Genomic DNA, 22,906 nt, shown 5'->3' with positions numbered 1-22,906 from the left:
TTCTTCTCCTAAATTAATTCATCTTTTAATAATATTTCTTGATTTTCACGGAATAGCATGTCAGCGTATGCTTTGCCATATTTTTTAGAAATGATTTGATAGGCCTCCTGCATATAAGGGGGGCGCGGACCTAAATTATGCATATCACTCGCTACAAAATGGACTAAATCCTGCTCCATAAAGAACTGCGCCCGTTTCTTCATGAATTTATACTTATCGCCACTAAATAACTTCGGCTTTAGGACACTGGAGCTATTGATTTGCATATAACATCCCATGTTGATCAAGTCTTGCACTTTTTTCACATCGTTTTCCAAGCAATGATAACGCTCAATATGGGCTACAACTGGTGTAATCCCTAAACGCAGAACATTATTTAAAGCACTGTGGATTTCTCTGTACGGAGTTGTCATACTAAACTCAATCAGAGCATAACTCGTTCCACCCAAAGTTGGAATAATTTTTTTATCCAATTTTTCTAAAATATCGCTAGTATAGTAAATTTCGGCACCATAAAGAATGGTGAGGTCGTCCGCCACTTCTTTAGCGATTTGCTGAACCTCATGAAAATTTGCCGCGATTTTTTCTTCAGGAGTTTCAAACATTCCCTTTCTACGATGAGAAGTTGAAATAATCGTTCGAACTCCTTGGCGATAACTTTCCGTCAAAAGCTCTCGCGTATCCTGACGTGTCTTGGGACCGTCATCTACATCAAACACAATATGCGAATGAATATCAATCAATCTTATTTACCTTCCATCACTTTCTGAATTGCCGCTTTGGCTGCATTCAAGCTATCTTGAGTTAATTCCATCATGTAAAGATTCGCATCTGGCATAGCATAAGACGGAAGATCTGTCCGTCCCTCACCTGTAACAGCTTGAGAAGTCACAGTATAACTACCGCCAGATTCTAGTTGTGTATTAATGAGATTCATCATCGTTTCAAGACTCATATTGGTTTGAACTGAATTTTGTAAACCTGAAATAATCTCATTGTAATTCTTCAAAGCATGTGTTGAAGTCAACTTTTTAATAATTGCCGCAATTACTTTTTCTTGATTTTTACCACGGTCGTTATCTCCGCCACTCAATGAATACCGTTCTCGCACAAAGCCTAGAGCCTGCTCAGAATTTAGATGAACATCTCCTACACCAAAATGATAATTCCCGTGCAAACTTGTAAATTCTTGGTCATTATAAACGTCAATACCACCTAACAAGTCCACTAACTTGAGGAAAGAAGTGAAATTGAGTCGGATGTAATAGTTGGTTTTAATGCCATAGAGATTTTCCAATGTATGAATGGACGCTTCCACACCATAAATGCCAGCATGCGTCAATTTATCATTTTGATTGTTGCCACCATCAGCAATCGGTACGTAAGCATCACGCGGTGTTGTTGTTAATAACACTTTTTTTGTTTTGCGATTCACTGTCATGATGATATTCACATCCGAACGAGATACAGACGAAACGGGACCATAAGTGTCAATACCACTAACATAAATGTTAAAGACATCGTTGTTGGTAGCTGGTGATTGCGCATTTTCTATTTTCTTACTAATCTTATAAGTATAGATTTTCTTAATTTTTGAAGCATAATCTGGATGTTCGTTTTCGATAACACTTTCAAAAACACTATTTAGCACCATAGCCTTCGCTTCACCATTCCTCAAAGAATTATAAGCTGCCAGATAAGAAGAAGATTGATCAACCGTTAGATTGACTTTTTTAGTTTTTGCTAAGTTGTTTGTTAATGCCTTGATATTTTTTTCATCATTTGCTGTCGGAGCAAGAACATTTTTCACTTGGCTAATATCTTTAATGTCGCTATTTGCCGGTACCACCACACTCATTTCATATTCAGAATAGTTGGATGTTGCATTTAGACCATTAGACAAATCCAGCACTTCTTTAATGGCATACATCGCACCTGAACTAACTAAAATAGCCAAAATGAGAATAATAGTCGTTGTGACACGCGCTTTATTTTTAAAAATTAAAAAGCCAGTCACTAGTGCTACGGCTACTAGCAAGATTGATAGTAAAATATTCAAGTGCCGAAATGCTAGAATATTATACCGAAACATTGAAAAAACCAATAATGCTGTTAGCAATGCAAAAACGATTAGCAAAGCAATATTTAAGATTCGATAACCTCTCTTCTTAGAAGAGCGCAATCTTTTTTGGACCATTTTAAACCCCTACGTAGAATTATCCATTTTATTACTCCATTATAGCATAAAATAACTGAAAGTTAAACATTCTTTAAGAATTACAAAAACTTTAAATTATAAATGCGTTTTCAATGCAATCTTTCGCCATTACATTTTAAACAACAAAAAAGTAGGAACAATCAATTCCTACCTTGGTTCAAATTTATTCTGTTTTATCTCGATTAACCTGCTCAAAACTTTCTGTGCCATCATTCAATCTATCCCAAATAATCACTTTTCCAGCTTTGAGAGACTTTTGTACATCAATAATACGCTGATTAGAGGAACCTCGAAATTGTAACATGAGATTTCGTTTTGCCTTATCAAAACGACCATCTACCAGAATATCAATGAGACTAAGAAGTTCAAGTTTATCTGGTGTTTCCAGCATCATTTCTTCCCATGTATAGCCCGTCCAAGACCAAATATCTTTGTCAGGCAACTCTCGTCGAATACGCTTGACTAAGGGCAAGAGAATCCCAGTATTCAGAAAAGGCTCTCCTCCTAGCAAGGTCAGTCCTTGAACATAGGGCTCAGCCAAATCTTTCATGATTTGCTCTTCCAGCTCTTGCGTATAAGGAATCCCGGCATTGAACGACCAGGTCGCTACATTGTAGCAGCCCTCACAATGAAACATGCAGCCGCTGACATAGAGGGAATTACGCACCCCTTCACCATCCACAAAATTAAAGGCTTTATAGTCAATAATACGCCCCTTGCTTAACTCTTCACTTTTCCACTCACCTGGCTTCGGTGTATTCCATGTCATTTTTCTACTCCAAATCTATCCAATAGCGCTCTTTCCCGGCTCGTACATCTTCCAATATTCCGCCATTTTTTAAAATTACTGCTCGACTAGCTGGATTATCTACCGCACAAGTCACCAGCACTTGGTGAATATTCTTTGAAGCAGCAACAAGAAGTCCTTCTTTCAGCATCGAAGTGGCATAGCCTCTCCCTTGCATAGATGGACGAACACTATAGCCTATATGACCGCCGTGTTCGAGTAAGTATTCATTTAGGCGCAGGCGCAAATTTAAAAAACCAACTGCTTGTCCTTCATCAAATCCGACAAGTTGTATAGCTGGCACCCAGGTATCAGGAATATTGAGACCCATTTCTGCATCTCGGTTCCCAGCAATCCAATCTTCATAATCAAAATCCTCCTCGTTCCAAAAACCACCATCATGTGCGGCATTCAAACTTTCAAATTCCATTATGAGAGCCATGACTGCGTCCTTATCTTCCAATCTTGGTCGTCTTAATTTCATATTTCACACCTTGATAGAAAGAGAGTGAGACTAGCTTCATGCAGACCTCACTCTTTCCCTTATTTTTTCTTTGCTTTTTGCAAAAATTGTTCTCGCAAACTTGTAACACGAGCTTTCTTGTTGACTCCACCTTTCGAGTGTTTTTCATGATAGCGTGTGACTTGTGCTTTCCCTTTATCGTCTAATTGATATTTTCCCATGAAAGTTCCTATTTTTCTATATGATGTCCTTCAAACTTGATTGTTGAACCATTCATGTGTTTAACACGAGCCGAAATCTCCTTGTGACGTCCATTTACCATCGGACGAGCTTGAGGATTTCCAAGATAACCACAAGTTCGCTTCACAACATCAACTGTCTTAGGATCGCTATTGCCGCAGTTTGGACAAGTAAATCCACGTTCGGTTGGCGTGAAGTCCCCTTCAAAATCGCACTTGTAACAATGGTCAATCGGAGTATTGGTTCCAAGATAGCCCACACGATCGTACGCATAGTCCCAGACTGATTCGAGTGCTTTCGGATTTTGTTGTAGAACAGGATATTCACAGTAGTGAATAAAGCCTCCTGAAGCCCCAGCTGCTGGATAATCTTTTTCAAAATCTAATTTTTCAAACGGTGTCGGATTTTTACGGACATCATAGTGGAAACTATTCGTATAGTATTCCTTATCTGTAATATCTTTTACAAGACCAAATTTTTCTGTATCCAGACGACAAAATCGGTCTGTCAGACTTTCAGACGGTGTAGAATAAACAGAGAAGTGGTAGTCATATTGGTCAGACCATTCTTCTACACGGCGTTTCATTTCACGAACGATATCGACTGTAAATTTCTTGGCTTCTGGATTGTGCTCCCATTCACCACCATAAAAGACTGTAGCCACTTCATACAGACCAATATAGCCGAGAGAAACTGTGGCTCTACGATGCTTAAAGAGTTGATCCACCTTATCATATTTACCTAGACGTTTTCCAAAAGCACCATATTGATAAAGAATAGGAGCATTAGCTGGAGTCGCTTCTTTGGTGCGTTCAACACGGTAGACGAGCGCATCTTCAGCAATATTCATCCGCTCATTAAAAATTTCCCAGAATTTCTCCATGTTGCCTTCAGATTCAAGGGCAATTCGTGGAAGATTGACCGTCACAACACCAAGATTCATCCGACCAGAATTGACTTCTTGACCGTTTTCATCTTTCCAGCCTTGTAAGAAAGAACGGCAGCCCATTGGAACTTTAAAAGAACCTGTTAATTCCACAATTTTGTCGTAAGACAAGACATCTGGGTACATCCGTTTCGTAGCGCATTCCAAAGCCAGCTGTTTAATATCATAGTTTGGGCTATCCGGTTCTAAGTTCAATCCGCGCTTCAACGTGAAAATCAATTTAGGAAAAATAGCTGTCCGATGTTCAGACCCCAGACCTTTAATGCGAATTTGAAGAATAGCTTTTTGAATTTCACGCTCAAAACGATTGGTGCCAAGACCAAAACCAAGCGATGTAAATGGGGTTTGTCCATTTGACGTAAACAAGGTATTGATTTCATATTCCAAAGACTGCATGGCATCGTAAATGTCTTTTTTCGTCTTTTCCCAAGCAAACTCTTCCTGTTTTTCAGGAACGACCCATTCACGCGCATCCTTCAAATGCTTTTCGTAATTCTTTTCAGCATAAGGCGCTAAAACTTCATCAATTCGATCAGCTGAACAACCACCATACTGACTAGAGGCAACATTGGCAATGATTTGAGAAATTTGCGCAGTCGCAGTTTGAATAGACTTCGGACTTTCCACCTCTGCATTTCCAATCTTGAAACCATTTCCCAGCATACCTTTGAAATCAATCAAGCAGCAGTTTGTCATCGGCGTATATGGGCTATAGTCCAAATCATGATAATGAATATCCCCTTTTTGATGGGCATTTGCTACATGCGGCGGCAGCATTTGCAAACCAATTGATTTCCCAACAATCCCCGCTGTCAAATCACGTTGAGTATTGAAAACATCACTGTCCTTGTTGGCATTTTCATTGACAACTGCTTGATCTTTATTCAGCAATTTGCCGATTGTGAAGTTGATATCTGTTGCTTTTGAACGCGCAAAATCGCGTTGGGTACGGTAAGTAATATAACTTTCCGCAATAGCATATTCATTGGCTTGCAACAATTCATGCTCAACGATATTTTGAATTTCATAAATTTTAACACCAGCAGGGAAGCGTTCAATCACCTCTGCTACAATTTTATTGGTAATCCCTTCAAGTTTTGCTTCTAACAACGGCGTCATCGTCGTTACTTCTTGACTAGCTTTGACAAGCGCTTTATAAATCTTATCTGCGTCAAAAGCCACACGACGACCGTCACGTTTTTCAACATAAATATCAGCAAAACCTTGTACTGTTTCTTCTTTTAATGCTATCATGAGCTCCTCCATTCGTATAAATCATATTATATCACTCTCATAAAAAAAATCAATATCTTGTGGTGAAAAACTTAAAATTTTATTTTAAACACAAGATATTGATTAAATCATTTTAATTTATAAAGCTTGAAATGATGAAGTTCCAGGTCAGTTTTCTCATAATTTTTCTGAATTTGTTTTTGCACATCTTGAAGAACAGGCACTTGATTATTCACTAAAATATAAGTTGGTGCATTTTCTTTCAGACTCCTAGCTAGCGCCATTTTGTTTTCATCGGTTCCTTGGTACAAGCTAGGTGTTAAAATTGGCACTGCAGATAAGTGTCTACTCGCCTGATAAAGCGCTGCTGTTTTATCCCAAGCATAGATTTTATCAGTCTTCTTCGCTTTATCTTTGATATAATTTGCCGCAGAAACACGTTCACTTGCTTCACCTGAAGATAAAATATAGTGATTAACAAGCGGAGAACCAATTAAGTAAGCAACTGCTAAAAGCGGCAAGAAAGCATTTTTTGCAACATACGTTCCTAAAATAGATGTAGATTTTTGTACACGGCTATGACGTCCACCTCTTTTAAGTTTACTTTTTCCTAACCACATACTGAGCAGAATCAGGAAGAATGGCAAAACAGGCAACAGCTGATAAGCGCCTTGATCTGGCAAAAAGAAAACAAATAAAACTAAAATTAAGGACGCGAAAAAACTAAATAGCTGCAGGAAACGTTCCAAAGAATTTGCTGGCAATGAAAAACTTCTCACCCAAGAAAACACTAAACCAATTCCAATGATTAACCCACCATAAAGTAAACCATTATACAACAAGTGCTGCCCTGCAAAGCGTAAGCTTTCCAACGGATAAAGAATCTGACTAATCGCAAGACCAAAGCTACCATTTAAAACCGTATAATAGCCTAAAGGATAAAATAGAAACGAAAAGCCTACAAGTGCTGCTAAAAATTGATAAAGGCCATGTACTTTTTTCTTTACACTAATATTATAAGCTGACAAAACAAGGAAAGCCACTAAATAAAACACGAGACTTGTCATCGGATCTGTCATAAACATCAATGTACCGAGCGCACCAAAACCAATAAAACCTCTGTCACTAGCTTCTCCTGCAACATAGCGCATCAGAAAGTACAGTGCACCAAATACAAAAGGAAAAGCAAAAATACTAGAATATAAACCGCCCCAGCCCAAAGCTAAGGTTAATCCATAAAATAAAGAAAGAATCTTTACAGAGGTATTCCTTACAGTTGTTAATTGGTAAACAATTTTAAAAAGAAAAATTCCTGCAACAAATAGGGCAAAGCACTGCACTACTGCAAATAAAATATTGCCCATGAAAAGACTACCCACCCAATTAGTTAGATAATAAAGCAAACCACTCGTTCCATAAATATTTCCATAAATAACCTGCCCCTGCGCCATTGCCCATCCAGCATATAAATTTTGAGATTGCAGATTAGTAGCAAAGTTGGTCAAAAATGGATTGGCAACACTTAAAACACTCAATAATAAGCTCCACAAAAATAAAACGACAAACGGCGTCGGTGTAGGTTCTACAAAAAATTTTTTCTGTTCACTTTCTTCGTGAATACTCTCTACCATTGGCCCTTGTTCAAGCATTGTGTCGTGCATAAAGATTCTCCTTGATATCAGTCTTATTTAGTATACCAAAATCTCCTCTATCTGTCAGCTTGATTCTGACACAATCTTCATCTTTTGCAAAAGCAAGGCATAATATTCCAAATCTCGAAAACGGTGATGACTTCTGTTTGTATACTTTTGCAAAAATTCTTGTTCTTCTTGTGTTAGATGTATCATTATTTCGCCTTCTTTTTACTAAATTATTCGTAAAAAAGAAAAAATTCCTCTCATACAAGAGAAATTTTTATAGCATCGGCGCAAACAATTCGACAATCTCTTTGATTAAACGTTGATACCAAGTATTTTTAATAGTATCCTCATGAATTTCTTGAGAATTCTCAAAAAGGTTTTCAAAATCTTGTTTTAAGTCAAACATAGAAGGCGTTTTATACATCAAAATAGCATTTTCATAGTGGTGAACCAGACTTCGATAATCAAAGTTGATTGTTCCAACCACACCAAAATCATCATCTGCCACCACATGCTTACTGTGAATAAAACCTGGGGTATATTCGTAAATCTGCACCCCAGCTGCTATCAGGTCTGGATAAGCGCCTCGCGTAATGAGTTGAATCAGCTTTTTATCTGGAATGGAAGGGGTCACAATCCGCACATCTACCCCACGCATAGCTGCATTTTTAATGTCTTCTGTCAAGTCATAATCAATAATTAAGTACGGTGTAGCAATATACACATAATCTGTCGCTTGACTGATAATATTTTGGTAGACATTTTTACCCACTTGAGCTTTGTACATAGGCTTAGGTCCGCTTCCATACGGAATATAAAGTCCTGATGCATCTATTGCTTTATTGTCCAAATGATATTGATCAAAATCGCTAATGGTTCCACGGTTGATATACCAGTTCATAAGAAAAAGACGTGTCAAGGCCTTTACTGCACGACCATTTAAACGAATCCCACCGTCTTTCCAGTGACCAAAACGCTCAATGTGATTAATGTACTCATCTGCTAAATTGACCCCTCCAGTATAGCCAATCTGCCCATCAATAACAAGAATTTTACGATGATCTCGATTATTATAAGCTACTGTCATTCGCGGAATCACTTTGTTAAATTTATGGGCATCAATCCCTATAGCTTGTAATCGACTGGTGTAGTCGCCAGGAAGAGTCGCCATACAGCCAATATCATCATAGAGCATCTTCACTTCGACACCTTGAGTTACTTTCTCACGCAGAATATCCAAAATACTATTCCACATGAGACCTTCTTCCACAATATAATATTCCAAAAAGATAAATTTTTCTGCCTTACGCAAATCTTCCAGCATTTTTTGAAACATTTCTTCGCCTAAAGGGAAAAATTGTGATTCCGTACCGTCATATACATCCGCATTATGATCCATGCTAAGAAGTGATTTGATAATCCCATAAGCTGACTTATCTGTATTTTTCAACTCTAAACGCAACTCATAACTATTATCCTCACGAAATTTCATTTGATCCATATTTTTCAACTGTTTCAATTCACTTCTAGACAAACGACGCTCACCAAACATCAGATAAAGCAACGGTCCAAAGACTGGAATAAAAGCCACTAAAAGCCAGGTTACTTTGCTTTCTGGCGTCATTGAACGATTGACAATCGCCAAAATCGTTGCCACACTGAACAAAATCACAAAGGCAATCCATAAAGTAGGCGTCCATCGACCGAGCCAAAAGAAAAACCAAAAAACAAGCACCAGTTCTAACACCATAGTAATGATGCTAAAACCATATTTTGACATCAATAGCTGAAATTTCCTAAAACTCATATTCTCTCCCTATCAGTATTTAGTACTAGTATAACGGGGATTACCTAATAAATCAAGCCAAAGTCAAGTCTTGCTTGATTTTCAAATCATTTTTAAAACTTTCAATAAAAAAGGGAACCTAATTCGGCTCTCCATTTCTCATTAGGCTTCCACCTCTAGACTTATTTTTTTCTTGATGAAGTAAACTGCACCCACTAACAATATCATATCCATAAAGATTGCTAAGTAATGAACAGCTATTCCTGTTTTAGGCAAACCTTTCTTCGGCGGTGTTGCTGGTAGGGTATAGCTATTTTTAAAAGCTTTAACATCCTGATCATATCGACCTTTAGTTTCTAGTATACGCGAACTATTGTCTGTAACAGTCACTGTTACTTTGATCACTTTTTTATCATAGATTACACCTTGAAGTTTCGTATCTTTTTCAGTAATCATATAATGATATGTTCCCACTTTCGTGTACTCAATAGTATCGAAAATCACATCACCATTAACAGCATTTTTCTTGACTTGGTGGACATTATCCTCTGTGCCTTTGAGTTCAAACTCAAATTCACCTGCCTTTAAATCACGTCCAATTAATAATTTCTTAACTTTCAATTGACCTCAACCAATCCTCGTTTATTGAGAACTTCCAAATCATAAGTCTTCTCATTATTAAACTTATCCGGAGTAATCTTAAACTTTCGTTTAAATGGCTAATATCCAGCCGGAGCTTTTATTTCTTTAATTTTATAAGTATCTTTTAATAGATTCAGACTTGTTACTTCCCCTGCACTATCTGTGATAAATTCCCCAACTGTAGTACCGTTGCGATCTCGTATAACCCTAAAGATAGCTCCCGTTAAAGGCATGCCAGAAACTTCATCCTTTTTATGCAGCGTGATTGAGTAAACATAATCTTCTGCATTTCCGCCTGCTTCTCTGTAAGTAGTCTTCATTATGGAATTTATGATTTTTATTTTACTTGACCAAAGTGAAGCAATATTTTCAACAATTTCTCCATTCTGTAAATTATAGTTTGCTTTAGCTTTATAGTTAATACGATAACCTTCTCCTGCTTTGATATGACCTAAATCAACCGAAAATTGTGAGTCAGATATGAAATTGATTGTAAATTGTTCCGTGACATTTATTTTATTCTTCAATACCCAACGATTATTTACAATCACCCACTTACCTTTTTCAATTTTGAAACTGTTCTTAATATAAGAAATTTTAGGAGTACTCAGAATGTCTGTTACTTTGGCATCAGAAATCTCTTTACCAGACTGATTAATAGAAATGTGATAACTGATAATCTTATCTGTTTTATAGCTACCTGATTTTGTAAGATCTATCTTTTTAACTTGTCTTCCCCCTTCAAAATCCACCTTTCCTACTGGTACTGTATTTCGATTTACCGTAAGTTGAAAAAATTCTCTCTCGCTGTTCGTTTTTATCACCTATTACACTTCAAAAAGTTAGTCAAATTCTCTTCCCTCATCTTCTTATTTCTAAATTTTTTCTGAAATACTAAACTTTTTTCATTCTCACATAACTCCAGTATAGAGAATCACTAGCGAACGCAGATAAAATCCACGAAGCGAACAATTTATAAACCATTTGGAGCGGTGGGTAAAACAAACACAATTTAAAGCAGTGGTTATAAAAACTGATGAAATATCTGAACTCAACCTCCTACATTTGCAAGCTACTATTTAGTTTTTCTATTAAGAGTCATTGCTCCAATATCAAATAAGTTATTGCTTCGTTAAAACAACCGTATCATTTTCGCCGTTTTCTTGCTCAATATCCTCAATTGTCAACTGATTACCATTAATCATATAACGCTCAATGTCGTCACCAATCGTCATTCGCTGATTTGTTGGATCAATGCTCACTTGTTTTACTTCTTTCTTACCATTTGGCTCTTCTTCTGTCCACGTGCCACTGTTTCCCTTGATAACCAAAGTGATCTCATCTTCTTCGTCCATACCTTTATAAGTACCGTCTAATTTTTCTACCGAATTTTCTGCAATAGTTGACGAAGTGCTGCTCTCACTTGAGACTGTAGTTGATTGACTGCTTGAGATAGATTGAGATGATGATGAAGTTTGATTAGACTTGGCACACGATGTCAAAATGATAAGCCCTATTAGAAAAAATGTGGCATAGCCAAGTTTCTTTAATTGTACCATTTGATTCCCTCCTTTTTTGATTACATTTCTATTCTACTATTTCTCGTTTCAAGCAGTCAATTCTTTCTCCAAAAGAAAAGCACGAACTTCTGCAATGAAATAAAGAGAACCTGTCACAAAAAGAAGCTGACTATCAGTAGATTTTTTAATGAATTGTTCAATAAACTCCCGATAAGAGGAAACATAGGTTTCAGTTGTCAGATTCCGCTTGTCTATTGCACAGTCATCCTCAAATGTCGTTATCGTCAACCGCACATCTGGCAATTCTTGTTTTAGATAAGACAGCATTCCCTGATAATTTTTACGTTTCAAAGCACCGAATAAAAGAAAAATTTCTTTTTGTTCTTGCTGGCGAATAAACTCCACCAAACGTGACAAAGCGGGTAAATTGTGAGCCCCGTCCAAATAAATTCCTCTCTCAAAATATTCCAGTCTCCCTGCCCAATGGGTCTCTTGCAAAGCCTTGCGTATCCATTTTACTTGTGGTTGCCAATTTTGCTGTTTCATGAATAAAAGAAAACTTTGCAAAGCAACAGCTGCATTTTCTTCCTGATAAGTACCTTTGAGACCCAGCTGTAAACCAACTATCATTTTATCTTGATTAGAAAATTGTCCTTTTGAAAATGAAAAATCCCTACCGTATTCATACAAAACAACTCCCAACTCATCTGCGCGCAATTCGCAGACCCTCCTGGCTTCTTCAGCCAGCGGCCCGATAACAGCTCGTTCCTTTTTCTTGAAAATCCCCGCTTTCTGCTCAGCAATTGCTACTATGGAGTCTCCTAATGTTTCTTGATGATCCAATCCTACAGACGTTACAACCGCAACATCTCCTATCACTACATTTGTTGCATCTAAAAGTCCACCAATTCCCACCTCAATTAAAGCCACATCTACCTGCTCTTCTTCGAAATACAATAAAGCTATGAGTGTTAAAATTTCAAAATAAGATAATGGATCTTGTGTCTGCAAAAGTTGCCTTTCCATTGCTTGAATACGGCGCCCAATTCTAACAAAATCCTTGTCAGAGATTGGTTTATGATTGACACAAATCCGATCATAAATGCTCACCATATGAGGTGACGTAAAGGTTCCCACCTTCTTTTTATGCTCTGCAAATAATTGACTCATAAAAGCAATGCTTGAGCCTTTTCCGTTCGTTCCTGTCACATGAATAATGGGATAATTTTCTTCCGGATGATCCAAAAGACTTATAGCCTGCCTCATTCGCTCTAAACCAGAGCGAAAATTTAAACCAATGCGGCTCTCTAGCCACGTTTCAATTTCATTCATATTCTTCTCCCAGCAAAAAGGGAGTGAAACAGAACCAGACTTTGGTTCATGTCACACCCCACAATTCACTTGAATGGCTGGAACTCTTGCTCCACATGGGAATTAACCAACCACTCATTCGTATACCATAAAAATAACTATTCACACAGCCTTTCAATCTCTTCATTGTTTGTAATACGAAAAGCTAGTGTACGCAATTTTTATTCTTCCATAAAGCTATTGAAAACTTCTTCAATCATATCCCATTCAGCATCTGAATCTTCTGGAATTGGTTGGAGGTCACCCTCGGTTCCGTCTTCATTTTCAGTAAACGAGTAGGCTTGAATTTCTACCTCGCCATTTTCATCTTCTTCTGCGCTAGCTGGAATCAATAGAACGTAGTTTTTCCCAAATTCTTCTTTTCCATCAATGGTCAAGAGAATTTCAAACAAAGTTTCGTTTCCCTGCTCATCCACTAAAGTAATTAGTTCACGTTCTTCGTGTTCATGGTCATGGTTATGATCGTGTGCCATGTTTTCTCCTTTATTTATTAAAAATTTCGATCTAAATAATTTTGTAATATAAGCTGCGCTGCGAGCTTATCAATCACTTTTTTTCGCTTCTTTCTGCTCACATCCGCTTGCTCAATCAACATTCTCTCCGCAGCTACTGTTGTTAGGCGCTCATCTTGGTATTCAACTGGCAAATGAAATAGCTGCTCAATCTTAGTCCCATAAGCCTGACTTGCTTCTACACGTGGTCCGCTTGTATTGTTCATATTCTTAGGAAGACCCACAACAAACTTGTCCACCTTATATTCTTGGACAAGTTCAGTCAAACGCTCAAAACCAAATTCTTCTTGTTCTTCATTGATGGGAATAATTTCAAGCCCTTGAGCTGTAAAACCAAGTGGGTCACTAATTGCAACACCAACTGTTTTTGAACCAACATCTAACCCCATAATTCTCATTAGAGATCAATGCCTTGTCCTTTCAAATAATAACGAACTAATTCTTCTACAATCTCATCACGTTCATATTTACGAATTTGATTTCGTGCATTATTATAGCGAGGTACATACGCAGGATCACCACTAAGCACGTATCCTACGATTTGGTTGATTGGGTTATAGCCCTTTTCATTCAGCGACACATAGACATCTTTCAATGTTTCACTAATCTCTTTTTTGTTTGAATCATCAAGATTAAAACGTACTGTCTCATCTGTAAATCCCACAATTACACCTTCTTTCACTAGAATACCCATATTATAGCACATTTCAAGACTTTTCACAAATGAAAGGGGTTGAAAAAAGCTGAATAAATTTCAGCTTTTTTTGTTTCATATACACCTATAAAATCATGGATTTGCAACTTCTTTAGCACCAGCTGCTTTGACAGATTCAATATATTGTTTGGGTGTTAAATTTTTGATAGTTGAAAACATAGAGCCATATGTATCCAGTTTTGATGCTTCATCAAGGTTGATTTTGCTCATATCAATATTGATTGCAACTTTAATAATATAGTCTTTTGTAATGTCTGTTTTAACATCAACACCGCCCAAAGACTTAAATTTATCCAATCCTGCAGCCTTTTCAAAAGCAGAAATCAAGTGCGGCTTAGTGCTTTCTAAATCTTGACCCGCTAATACACTCTTCATATTTTCAGGAAGTATTTGTTCAAGATTTATCACAAACTTCTTAAAGGTTTTTCCTTCATAAGAAATAGTTTGCGTAAGTGTTTGTTCAATCCCTTGGACAGTCTGTTTTTGTTGAAAAGACTTGGTCACAACAGAATCCTTTTTCACAACACTCGAACCAGTCTTACTATCCCCTGACTGATTCTGACCGGATTTTTGACCACAAGCTGTGAGCAGCAACAAACTTGCTCCTAACAAAACAACCGATTTTCTCATAAAAATATCCTCCTTGTATTTTAGAGCTTTATAAGAATAGTATACCATCTTTTGTAAGCGTTGTCAAAAAGAGCCGTCTAAAAAATCAATTCATGTTTAACAAGTTATTGATTGACTTCCGTTGCACCACTGGCAATCTGATCTTCAACATATTCTTTTGGTTTCATTTTTAAAAATTCTTTTAATTTCATATTCTTTAAATACTCAGTATTTGCGGCTTTATTAACATCCAAAACTTGAAAATCAAACGTATGAGTTCGCTTCAATTCTTGCTCATTTATAATTTCCAAAGAGGTTGAAAAGCCTTGCAAATTTTTTGCTTGTGTAAATTTTTCATCTTCAGCCAAAGATTTTTCCAATAATTTTTGTGCCTCAGCAACTCCAACCTCAGCAACCACTTTTTTTAATTCTTCTTTCATCGGCAAAATTTGTTCAATCGTTAAACCTAAAAATTGGTTCCCTTTGTAAGTAATTGTTTGCGTTTGCTGAACTCCCTCAGCTGTTTTTGGAAACGATAATTTTTTCGTCACAACCGTTTCTTTTTCAGCATTTGCAATAACTGGCAACGTACTATCAATAGATTGTTTGCTTGCTTTTGATTTTGTTTCTTTCTTTTGACCACAGCCTACTAAGACTGTAAGAATAATGGTTAATAAAATTAGGCTTCTTTTCATAGATTAACTCCTCCTCATTCTTTATTTTATCATATTTTTAATATCAATAAACATTGAAATAAAAAAGAGTGGAAATCCCACTCTTTACAAGGCCGCGCGTAAACGCGCTTCTGTATTTTCAACATTACGAACCGAGCGAGGTAGGAATGCACGAATATCATCTTCTTTGTATCCTACTTGAAGACGTTTATCATCTACTAAAATAGGACTTTTCAAAATACGTGGCGTTTCCATAATCAAATCAATCACTTCACTCACACTCAATTCTTCGATATCTACGCCTAAACCTTTTGCATAACGATTTTTTGAAGACACAATACTTGCAACCCCATTTTCAGTTTTTGTTAGAATATCTAACAATTCTTCTTTTGTAATCCCTTCTTTACCAAGATTTTGTTCTTTATAAGTTAACTGGTGAGCATTGAGCCATGTTTTTGCTTTTTTACAACTAGTGCAACTTGAGACAGTATAAATTGTAATCATGTAAGTACTCCTTTCGCCACACGGTACTATTATCATACTATATTATACCATAAAATCCCTCCGTCTTACGACCTATTTTTAAAAAATTATTCCTCAATCTCAATCGCATCGTCCAAGTCTAGAGTCACTTCCTCTACTTTGTTTGCTGATTTAATTGCTTCTGCATTTTTTTCATCTTCAGTATCATTCTCAATCAAACCATAGTGAACTCGAACCTTGTGATCAATTTCATCAAAAATTTCTGGATGATCTGCTAAGTATTTCTTAGCATTTTCAGACCCTTGCCCAATCTTTTCATCATTGTAAGAATACCACGCGCCCGCTTTTTTGATAATATCTAGGTCTGTTGCAATCTTGATGAGCTCACCTGTTTTGGAAATTCCTTCACCATACATGATTTCCACAAAGGCTTCTTTAAATGGCGGAGCCACCTTGTTTTTCACAACCTTAATTTTGGTTTCCTTACCGACATTAGTGTCCTTTTCATCACCAGTTCCCTTGATTTGAGTATTGCCACGGACATCCAGACGGACAGAAGCATAAAATTTAAGAGCTCGACCGCCCGGTGTTGTTTCTGGATTTCCAAACATAATACCAACTTTTTCGCGTAGTTGGTTGATGAAGATCGCAATCGTTTTGGTTTTGTTGATAGAAGCAGATAGTTTACGCATAGCTTGACTCATCATACGCGCTTGCAAACCAACATGGCTATCTCCGATATCACCATCAATTTCAGCACGCGGTACAAGAGCTGCCACAGAGTCGATGACCACCAAATCTACTGCACCAGAATCAATCAATTTCCCAGCAATTTCTAGTCCTTGCTCGCCAGAATCTGGTTGAGAAAGGAGTAATTCGTCAATATTAACCCCAAGAGCTTGCGCATACGCCGGATCCAGAGCGTGCTCAGCATCAATAAAGGCCGCAATTCCGCCTTCTTTCTGAGCCTGAGCAACAGCATGGAGGGCCACTGTCGTCTTACCAGATGATTCTGGTCCATAGATTTCAATAATTCGACCTTTTGGATACCCTCCTGCACCAAGTGCAATATCTAACGCCAAGCTACCTGAGCTCATAACTTGAACTTTTTGTTCAGCGCGCTCACCCAAACGCATAATTGCCCCTTTACCAAAATCTTTTTCGATATTTTTAAGTGCATTATCTAACGCTTTTTGACGTTCCTCACCAAATTTCTTTGAAATTTCTTCTAATTTTTTTTGTTTTTTCGCCATTTATTTCTCCTGTATAGTGATAAATTAATTTTCTCGACTATCTAATTATTATAGCATATTTTCGTTTTTTAATAAAGTTTTTCGTAACTGATTGAAAGCATGCAGAACAGCTATTTTTCGTACATCAGTCCGACTACGACCGGCAATATTAACCTTAAAAGATTGTACATTCTCTGTGGTTGCTAAGCCAATATAAACTGTCCCTGCCGGATATCCTTCTAAGCTGTCTGGACCTGCCACACCCGTCAAACTCACTGCATAGTCACTGGCAGTCAATTTTCTGGCCTGCTCAGCCATTTTCTTTGCTGTAAAAGCAGAAACAACTCCATGTTTTTCCAAGTCTGCCAAAGGAATGTCCAGCATACGGCTCTTTTCCTCCATACTGTAAGTGACAAAGCCACCACTAAAGACATTAGAGGCTCCAGAAAAGTTTGCCAAAGTTGCTTGAAAAAGGCCTGCAGTCAAACTTTCGGCTGCTGTAACAGTCTTGCCTGCTCTCCTCAACAATTCAAAAGTTGTCTGCGCTAGAGAATTATCATCTCCATAAGCATAGAAAAGGTCCACTAAACGTTGTTTCTCAAAAGTCTGTACAGCTAAAATTTTCTTTTCCAAATAAGCAAACTTAGTATCTGCTTCTTTTTGACTGCTAGCCTTTGTGGACAATCGCAATGTCACCTCTCCCGTCTTAGCATAAGGAGCAATGGTCGGATCGATCTGAGCATCAATTAAATCTCCTAAAAGAGTTACTAATTGACTTTCACCAATGCCAAAGAAGCGCAAAACTCTTGAATACAATTTTTGATCCGTTGCTAAAATCGGAATCAGCTCATTGTTCACCATAGGTTTTAATTCACTAGGTGGACCGGGCAGAACAACATAAGTTACACCACTTACTTCAATCACGCCCCCTACCGCAAGTCCGGTTTCGTTTTGTAGAGAAGTCGAATCTTCCACTATCTGAGCTTGCCGCTCATTATTTGGTGTTCGAACATAGTCCAGTCGACTCGCGAAGAAACGATCTAATTTTTCCATAGCTACTTGGTCAAAGACCAACCTGCGATTTAAAAATTTTGCCAACACCTGTTTGGTCAAGTCATCTTCTGTTGGACCCAAGCCACCACAAAGAATGACAAGATCGCTCCGTTTCTTTGCAATTTCCAAAATAGATAAAAGACGATTTTCATTGTCACCGACAGCAGTCTGGAAATAAACATCAATCCCTAGACTCGCTAACTTTTCCGATAAAAATTGAGCATTCGTATTGATAATTTGCCCGGTCAGAATTTCAGTACCTACAGCAATAATTTCTGCTTTCATAGAACCTCCTATCTTACTATTCGCAATTTGGTCTTATTTTATCATAAAAAAGATTAAAATTTGTTAATAAAACAATTTTCAAGTTGCTCAGCATATCATCTATAGTATCTTGACAAACAAAAAGAGACATAGCCTCTTTTTGTTTGTCAATCAATCTAATATGACTGTTCTAATGAGCCACTAATCTGTGTGATATCAACGACCTGATCAACTCGTTCAAAAACATTTGGATCATGCGTCGCAAAAATAACCACAGTGTCTGATGCAACTAAACTAAGCAACAAATCAATAATTGATTTTCCTGTTTGCTGGTCAAGAGCACCTGTCGGCTCATCTGCCAAAATGACTTTCGCTTTTTTTAATAATAATCGCGCAATTGAAACCCGTTGAGCTTGACCACCGGAAAGCTCATAAATTTTGGACTTCATGACAGACTCATTTAGTCCAACCTGTTTTAAAGCTATCAGAATTTCTGATTTACCCGCCAATAGTTTCAAGTTGTCGAAAACTGTTTCTTCTTCCACCAAAGCATAATTTTGAAAGACATAGCCCAGATAATGTTTAAAATAATCTTTTTCCTTCATTTTCCAAATATCTTGCTTATTGAGCAAAATTCTGCCTTGATCTGGTTTTTCTAAACGAGCAATTGCATTTAACAATGTTGTCTTTCCAGAACCCGAAAGCCCAACTAAAGCATAGGATTGATTCCTTTCAAAATGTAGATTGACATGGCTGTAGACGGTTTTTCGTCCATATTTTTTCGCTAAATTTTCTATCTCAATCATAGTATTTCAAAATCTCCTTTTATAATCTGAACACGATTTTTTCTGACGTTCATTAAAGCAAAATAAGACATAGCAGTTATCTCAAACGCATAAAGAACTCCTACTAAACCAACTACTAGGAAACTACCTTTCATCACTAAAATTGTCAATGCACTGATGAATAAAATGCCTGCTATCAATGGCAGTAAAGACTGAAAAATTTCTAGATAGCTACTTGCTCCTAACAAACTTTGTAAAGAAATCTTTTTCGCTTTTTGTTTCATGCGAGTGGTAATATATTCATAAATAATAAAGAACTGCGCCAAGACTAACATCAGTAGAGCAGTAATCGTCCCTGTCAGTTGGCTAACAATGTTTTCACGAGCTAATAATAGTTGCTCTGAAATATTTGTCATACTAGAAAAATGAGTCAAACCAGCTTGGCTAATCTTTTCTTTTATCCATTTCTGTTTAAAAGCTCCTTTTGTTGCAAGAACTGTATAATAGTTATCAAAAGCTGCATCTGCTGGTAGATTGTGAAAATTGATTTGCACTAAAATCTTGTTCACTACTTCTTGTTTAGCCAATAATTCATCTGGACCGTCTTTATGGTTAAAAAGAAAAGTCTTCTGTCCATCAGGAATTTCTACGATTTGAAAATCCTCAGCTTTTAAAGCTGAATATCGGAAGTGCTCATAGTTAATTATCTTACGAATATTGTCTATGTGAGCCATCTGACTTTTTGGAATATAGATAACACCTAAGCTTTCTTTCGGTGCTTGCCCATACTTATTTTGAGGATACAATTTTTTATTTTTATTCATCAATCCTGTATTGACATAGAACAATGTTTCTGCAATTTTACTATCGACACCATTTCTTACCAGCTCCTGCTTAAATTCTTCCGGAGCGTGCTTAGTTCGATCTGGGCTAAGGCTAGATTGCTCTGAATAAAGCCAGCCATCTGTCCCAAAAGATTGAATCAATTGTCTATGCTTCGCAGCATTTTCTTTTATAAATGTTGAATCAATTTGATGATTTTCATCAGTATGAGTAGCGGTATTTTCAAACCAAGTGATCGCAGCATAATCTTGAGCTATTTTCCAATTTCCCAAAACAGCTATTTCTTGGGCAGATTTGGAAATGGTTTTAACACTTTCCGATGCAGTCACGCCAAAGATAAAGCAAGATAGCAAAATTCCAAAAAGCCAGATATAAAGTACTAACGGATTTGATTTTTTATTCTTCAAGACAGTTACAGCTCCCATAAGGCGAACATTTAAAGCAAAAAGTAGATTGACAAGTAAGCTAATAACCATCAAAATAAAGAGATTGAGAAATAGTAATAAGCTAAACGTCTTAACATAAACATTTACCATACTACCTTGCCATAAAACAAAAAGTAGCCACACAAGGATTCCTGTGCTAATCAAAATAGTAGAATCCAACCAAAGTGAACGCCGAAATTCTCTATCAAAAAGCCCCAGACTGCGCTGAATCATAGCTTTTTTAACATAAAGCATTTTGACTGCAAAAAGAAGCACAGCAAAAACAAAAAATAAAGTCCAAACTGCCAGAGAGCGTAAATTCATAAATAGAAAGTTGATTGGCACTAAGTACCACGGAAGGTCTGCTCCTGTGTAAGTCAAGCCAAATCGCTGCAATTCTGTTTTTAATTCTGTCGGTAGCGCCTTACTAGAATAATACATACCAGTCGCGGTACTTGCTGCCAAGACTCCTCGACCCGTGATATAAGATTGATTTTTGCGCTGTATCTTTCCAAAAACAAATGTAGCTTGCTGACCACTTTTATCTAAAAAAGGACGATAAATAGTTAATTGCTTTTTATCTGCAATTTCCTGTATTTTATCAAAAATTTGGTTTTTATCAACCTCACTAGAGCCCGTCAATGAAAAAGCTGCCTGCGCAGGATAAGGAATGTCGTTCCCAAATTCTTTAACAGCACCTAAAGATAAAAATGATATTAGTAAGACAAATAAAGAAAGAACGGTTAGCCGCCACTTCATACAAGACTCCTTTACAACAAAAACAAAGAGGGAAAAACTGAAATTCTACTATGCAGGCTTTCCCCTCCACAATAAGTTTATTAAATCGTATGACTATTAGAATTCATACCAAGAATAAAATGACTTTGCTTGAATCCATGACCAATGTTTTGTAGCTCCTGAATTTGCCCAGCCATAATTTGATTTGGCATAGTCTTTTACATTTCCCCATATATCGGTCACAGATGAGCCGCTTCCAAGACGGATTGGTGCTTCTAAATAATAATGCGAGTAGGCCCATCCATTTGATGTTACACCATAATTCCAAGTATCCTTATAAGTAGGATGAGGATGCTGGGTATCTGCCGAGACCCCACCTCCAGCCAAAGGACTAAGAGTAAGGGCAAGAGCACCAATAAGTGCTAATTTCGTAAATTTATTTGAACTATTTGATATGGTTTCCTCCTTTATATATATGGTATATCAAATATTGTCTTAACTAGTATAGACTTCCATTTGATGAAAATATCATAACGTGTTATTTCCTAATTTGAATGAAATGTAAACATAATTCACACCTTACTTATTAAAATGGCCAGATACTTGGATACAGTAACAAAAGTATCATCAATTGTAAACAAGCTGTTCTCATATTCTCCCTCCGTTTCTTTATAAATTTTCACTTCTATGTTATAATATTTGAAATCACTTTTTTGAAAACGCTAACTTTTTTCGCACTATATTATTCTGAGAGGTTTGTAGGTTTGTTATGAGGTATGATTTCGGAGCTGTTTATAAAGAAATTCGCAAATCAAAAGGTTTATCGCAAGCAGATGTATGCGGAGAGGTTCTATCCCGAACAACTCTGGCTAAATTTGAAAGCGGGAAGGCTACTCCCAAATACGAAAATATGGAATTTTTACTACGTCAAATCAATATGAGTTTTGAAGAGTTTGAGTATATCTGTCACGTCTATAACCCTAGCCCCAGAAGTATCATATTTAACAAAGCTTTAAATATAAGCTCTATTAGTGGCACACAAGATTTAGAAGAGCTACAAGAACTCTGTGAAAGATATCTTCGTAAGGAATACGATTTACCAATTAAGCATATTCATGATTTGTTAAAACTTTTCATTTCTATTAGAAAAAACGGAGTTAAAACATTAACAGATGAAACAATCTCTATCACCAAGCAGTTTTGGAATTATTTAGAAAAAGAAGATACTTGGTATAAAAATGATTTTAGGATTCTAGTATCTATTTTACATCATTTTTCGATGGATACCCTACATTTGATTACTGATAAAATTTTGGAAAATTTAGAGAAATATAAAGACTATAAAAATTTTCAAAACGATCGCTTAACTCTTCTCTCAAATTTAGCAGGAATCTATTTGCACCATAATGAATTTCACCAATGTGAAAAAATTGTCACACTAGCTTTAGAGACTGCACAAAAGTTAAAGAGGTATGATGCTTTAGCTTTATGTAATATTCGATTAGGAATTTGTCAAAATAATAATAAATTAATCAAAAAAGGATTGGTCTTATTAGAAATCACAGATGAACTGGATTTATTACAAGATATGAAACACGAAATCAACCATTTCCACAGGTCTTAGCTTGGGGTTTTTTATCAACTAGGTTCAAATTCTTTCCATATTTTAATTTATACAAAGAAAAACCAGACAGTTCTTGCTGCCTGAGTTTCCTTGGTTTACTTGT

25 protein-coding genes are annotated in these 22,906 nt (G+C 36.8%); 1 reads left to right on the top strand and 24 read right to left on the bottom strand.

The window, feature by feature from the left end:
- Positions 1-8 precede the first annotated feature (8 nt).
- The 24 genes from cps4B to HMPREF2963_RS09030 all read right to left on the bottom strand — a co-directional run bounded on the left by cps4B (position 9) and on the right by HMPREF2963_RS09030 (position 21,566).
- Positions 9-743: a capsular polysaccharide biosynthesis protein Cps4B gene (gene cps4B / locus HMPREF2963_RS04820; RefSeq protein WP_049476450.1), complete on the bottom strand. Its 735-nt coding sequence runs from the start codon at positions 741-743 to the stop codon at positions 9-11.
- A 2-nt stretch (positions 744-745) separates the two neighbouring features.
- Entirely contained in the window at positions 746-2,197 is a 1,452-nt protein-coding gene (locus HMPREF2963_RS04815; protein WP_070669027.1) for an LCP family glycopolymer transferase CpsA, read from the bottom strand.
- A 184-nt stretch (positions 2,198-2,381) separates the two neighbouring features.
- On the bottom strand, positions 2,382-2,987 hold the full coding sequence (gene nrdG / locus HMPREF2963_RS04810; protein WP_003038320.1) for an anaerobic ribonucleoside-triphosphate reductase activating protein: 606 nt from the start codon (positions 2,985-2,987) through the stop codon (positions 2,382-2,384).
- Between the two features lie 4 nt (positions 2,988-2,991).
- Positions 2,992-3,489, bottom strand: a complete 498-nt coding sequence (locus tag HMPREF2963_RS04805) for a GNAT family N-acetyltransferase (protein ID WP_039677808.1) — start codon at positions 3,487-3,489, stop codon at positions 2,992-2,994.
- A 59-nt stretch (positions 3,490-3,548) separates the two neighbouring features.
- Entirely contained in the window at positions 3,549-3,689 is a 141-nt protein-coding gene (locus HMPREF2963_RS09240) for a hypothetical protein (RefSeq protein ID WP_003038368.1), read from the bottom strand.
- Between the two features lie 8 nt (positions 3,690-3,697).
- Positions 3,698-5,908 carry an anaerobic ribonucleoside-triphosphate reductase gene (gene nrdD, locus HMPREF2963_RS04800; RefSeq protein WP_070669024.1) on the bottom strand — a complete coding sequence of 737 codons (2,211 nt, stop codon included), beginning with the start codon at positions 5,906-5,908 and terminating at the stop codon, positions 3,698-3,700.
- Between the two features lie 107 nt (positions 5,909-6,015).
- Positions 6,016-7,548 carry a heme transporter CcmD gene (locus HMPREF2963_RS04795; protein ID WP_070669021.1) on the bottom strand — a complete coding sequence of 511 codons (1,533 nt, stop codon included), beginning with the start codon at positions 7,546-7,548 and terminating at the stop codon, positions 6,016-6,018.
- Positions 7,549-7,602: 54 nt separating this feature from the next.
- Positions 7,603-7,734: a hypothetical protein gene (locus HMPREF2963_RS09565; protein WP_003071451.1), complete on the bottom strand. Its 132-nt coding sequence runs from the start codon at positions 7,732-7,734 to the stop codon at positions 7,603-7,605.
- 67 nt (positions 7,735-7,801) lie between these two features.
- Positions 7,802-9,334 carry a cardiolipin synthase gene (gene cls / locus HMPREF2963_RS04790; protein WP_003071454.1) on the bottom strand — a complete coding sequence of 511 codons (1,533 nt, stop codon included), beginning with the start codon at positions 9,332-9,334 and terminating at the stop codon, positions 7,802-7,804.
- A gap of 141 nt (positions 9,335-9,475) precedes the next feature.
- Entirely contained in the window at positions 9,476-9,934 is a 459-nt protein-coding gene (locus HMPREF2963_RS04785) for a Spy0128 family protein (RefSeq protein ID WP_006270508.1), read from the bottom strand.
- A gap of 98 nt (positions 9,935-10,032) precedes the next feature.
- Positions 10,033-10,779, bottom strand: a complete 747-nt coding sequence (locus HMPREF2963_RS04780) for an MSCRAMM family protein (protein ID WP_070669018.1) — start codon at positions 10,777-10,779, stop codon at positions 10,033-10,035.
- Positions 10,780-11,076: 297 nt separating this feature from the next.
- On the bottom strand, positions 11,077-11,514 hold the full coding sequence (locus tag HMPREF2963_RS04775) for an SP_0198 family lipoprotein (RefSeq protein ID WP_003071462.1): 438 nt from the start codon (positions 11,512-11,514) through the stop codon (positions 11,077-11,079).
- Positions 11,515-11,562: 48 nt separating this feature from the next.
- Positions 11,563-12,807 (bottom strand): bifunctional folylpolyglutamate synthase/dihydrofolate synthase, encoded by a 1,245-nt coding sequence (locus HMPREF2963_RS04770; protein WP_070669015.1) that lies wholly within the window; start codon positions 12,805-12,807, stop codon positions 11,563-11,565.
- A gap of 200 nt (positions 12,808-13,007) precedes the next feature.
- Positions 13,008-13,319: a DUF1292 domain-containing protein gene (locus HMPREF2963_RS04765; RefSeq protein WP_003027765.1), complete on the bottom strand. Its 312-nt coding sequence runs from the start codon at positions 13,317-13,319 to the stop codon at positions 13,008-13,010.
- Between the two features lie 17 nt (positions 13,320-13,336).
- Positions 13,337-13,756, bottom strand: a complete 420-nt coding sequence (gene ruvX / locus HMPREF2963_RS04760) for a Holliday junction resolvase RuvX (protein ID WP_003071469.1) — start codon at positions 13,754-13,756, stop codon at positions 13,337-13,339.
- On the bottom strand, positions 13,756-14,022 hold the full coding sequence (locus HMPREF2963_RS04755) for an IreB family regulatory phosphoprotein (RefSeq protein WP_009569646.1): 267 nt from the start codon (positions 14,020-14,022) through the stop codon (positions 13,756-13,758). The genes ruvX and HMPREF2963_RS04755 overlap by 1 nt, the downstream gene beginning before the upstream one ends.
- A 123-nt stretch (positions 14,023-14,145) precedes the next feature.
- Entirely contained in the window at positions 14,146-14,703 is a 558-nt protein-coding gene (locus HMPREF2963_RS04750; RefSeq protein WP_049476441.1) for an SP0191 family lipoprotein, read from the bottom strand.
- A gap of 104 nt (positions 14,704-14,807) precedes the next feature.
- Positions 14,808-15,377, bottom strand: coding sequence for an SP0191 family lipoprotein (locus HMPREF2963_RS04745; RefSeq protein ID WP_037598406.1), 570 nt, complete (start codon positions 15,375-15,377; stop codon positions 14,808-14,810).
- A gap of 84 nt (positions 15,378-15,461) precedes the next feature.
- Complete coding sequence (gene spx / locus HMPREF2963_RS04740) at positions 15,462-15,860, bottom strand: transcriptional regulator Spx (protein ID WP_003026638.1); 399 nt, start codon at positions 15,858-15,860, stop codon at positions 15,462-15,464.
- A gap of 86 nt (positions 15,861-15,946) precedes the next feature.
- A complete protein-coding gene (recA, locus tag HMPREF2963_RS04735) occupies positions 15,947-17,092 on the bottom strand; it encodes a recombinase RecA (RefSeq protein ID WP_006269775.1) in 1,146 nt (381 codons plus the stop codon).
- A 48-nt stretch (positions 17,093-17,140) separates the two neighbouring features.
- Complete coding sequence (locus HMPREF2963_RS04730) at positions 17,141-18,409, bottom strand: competence/damage-inducible protein A (protein WP_048801170.1); 1,269 nt, start codon at positions 18,407-18,409, stop codon at positions 17,141-17,143.
- Between the two features lie 155 nt (positions 18,410-18,564).
- Positions 18,565-19,194 (bottom strand): ABC transporter ATP-binding protein, encoded by a 630-nt coding sequence (locus HMPREF2963_RS04725; RefSeq protein ID WP_006269784.1) that lies wholly within the window; start codon positions 19,192-19,194, stop codon positions 18,565-18,567.
- Positions 19,191-21,200, bottom strand: a complete 2,010-nt coding sequence (locus HMPREF2963_RS04720) for a hypothetical protein (RefSeq protein ID WP_070669012.1) — start codon at positions 21,198-21,200, stop codon at positions 19,191-19,193. The genes HMPREF2963_RS04725 and HMPREF2963_RS04720 overlap by 4 nt, the downstream gene beginning before the upstream one ends.
- A gap of 96 nt (positions 21,201-21,296) precedes the next feature.
- A complete protein-coding gene (locus HMPREF2963_RS09030; RefSeq protein WP_020998096.1) occupies positions 21,297-21,566 on the bottom strand; it encodes a hypothetical protein in 270 nt (89 codons plus the stop codon).
- Between the two features lie 382 nt (positions 21,567-21,948).
- On the opposite strand from HMPREF2963_RS09030, the gene HMPREF2963_RS04715 reads away from it, so the two are divergent.
- A complete protein-coding gene (locus tag HMPREF2963_RS04715; RefSeq protein ID WP_006269187.1) occupies positions 21,949-22,803 on the top strand; it encodes an Rgg/GadR/MutR family transcriptional regulator in 855 nt (284 codons plus the stop codon).
- Positions 22,804-22,906: the final 103 nt, after the last annotated feature.

Source organism: Streptococcus sp. HMSC067A03, from assembly GCF_001814295.1.
GTDB lineage: Bacteria > Bacillota > Bacilli > Lactobacillales > Streptococcaceae > Streptococcus > Streptococcus constellatus.
This window is presented reverse-complemented; position numbering and strand designations above follow the sequence as displayed.